General features: G+C 63.4%; 2 protein-coding genes. Both read left to right on the forward strand.

What is annotated here, in order from left to right:
- On the forward strand, window positions 1-840 hold an 840-nt coding region (locus JFX23_RS09225; protein ID WP_198776645.1), incomplete at its 5' end, for a metal ABC transporter substrate-binding protein.
- Window positions 837-1,596 (forward strand): metal ABC transporter ATP-binding protein (locus JFX23_RS09230; RefSeq protein ID WP_198776646.1); only part of this gene is annotated, 760 nt, incomplete at its 3' end. The genes JFX23_RS09225 and JFX23_RS09230, both read left to right, overlap by 4 nt.

A 1,596-nucleotide genomic window follows, 5' to 3' on the forward strand; every position in this document is an offset into this window, starting at 1 on the left:
ATGGCCTCCTTCTACCCGCTCAAGTACCTGACTGAACAGATCGGCGGCGAGCTCACCTCCGTCACCTCACTCACCCCAGACGGTGCCGAGCCGCACGACCTCGAACTCTCCCCCGCCAGCGTCGACCAGCTCGGCAAAGCCGATGCCGTCGTCTACCTCAAGGGCTTCCAGAGTGCCGTCGACGAGGCCGTCGAGCACAACGCCCCTAAGACCGTCATTGATGTTGCACCGGCTGTTCAACTCGTCAAGGTCTCCGACTCGGGGAACCACGTCGATGATCACGACCACGATGCAGATCACGATCACGAGGCCGACCACGACATGTCGACCGACCCGCACTTCTGGCTCGACCCGGAGCGCATGAGCCAGGCCGCCACCCTGATCGGACAAGCCCTCGCCGACGCCGACCCGAAGAACGCACAGACCTACACCTCGAACGCCGCGAATGTCGCGCACTCGATGAAAGACCTCGGAACCGAACTCGTCTCCGGCACCGCGACCTGCGAACACACAACCTTCGTCACTGCTCACGCCGCCTTCGGCTACCTCGCCGACCGCACAGGCCTGACCCAAGTGGGAATCTCCGGCCTCGACCCTGATTCCTCCCCCTCCCCCGCTCGCTTGCAAGAGATCTCCGAACTCGTGAAAGCCCAGGGCGTCTCCATCATCTTCACCGAGGCCCTCATCGACCCGAAGGTCGCCGAAACCCTCGCACAAGACCTCGGAATCGAAACCGCCGTCCTCGACCCGATCGAGAGCCAAGTGAATCCGAACGAGGATTACGCGGCAGCCATGCGCAACAACATCACCGCACTTCGCACGGCCCTGCACTGCAAGTGACAACCACTTCACTCACAGCACCGGCGGGTGCCCCAGCCTTGGGGGCACCCGCCAACGTCGTCGATATTCACGATCTCCACGTCGCCTGGGACACCCACCTGGTCCTACACGGCATCTCACTGAGCATCCCCAGCGGCCAGACGGTCGCCCTCACCGGAGCGAATGGTTCGGGCAAATCCACCCTCCTGCACGCTCTGCTCGCAACCGCCCCCATCACTCGAGGCTCGGTCCGCCTCTTCGGCGTGGACAACCAGGATTCGCGAGCCATCCCGTGGAAGCGCATCGGCTACGTACCCCAGCGCATCAGCCTCGGAGGCCCCATTTCGGCCAGTTCCCTCGAAGTCGTCATGTCCGGACTGCTCGGCCGCCGCAAATGGTGGAACTCCCCTGGAGACAAGGACAAAGCGATGGCCGCACTCAAAAGGGTCGGCCTCGCACACCGAGCGAAGGACCCCTTCGCAATCCTCTCAGGAGGCCAAGCTCAGCGAGTCCTCATCGCCCGGGCTCTCGTACGAGATCCAGAGCTTCTCATCATGGACGAGCCGATGGCCGGAATCGACCAGGCCTCCAGGGAAAGACTCGCCCAGATCGTCTCAGAATCGAAAAACGCCACAACCACGATCCTCGTCGTCCTCCACGAACTCGGCGAACTCGGCCCCCTCCTGGACCGAGAGCTCCACATCGGATCGGGACACATCAGCTACGACGGCGCACCCCACGTCCTCGACGACCACGAGCAGCACGCAGACGAAGGCG

It is taken from the genome of Schaalia cardiffensis, assembly GCF_016405145.1.
Taxonomy (GTDB): domain Bacteria; phylum Actinomycetota; class Actinomycetes; order Actinomycetales; family Actinomycetaceae; genus Pauljensenia; species Pauljensenia cardiffensis.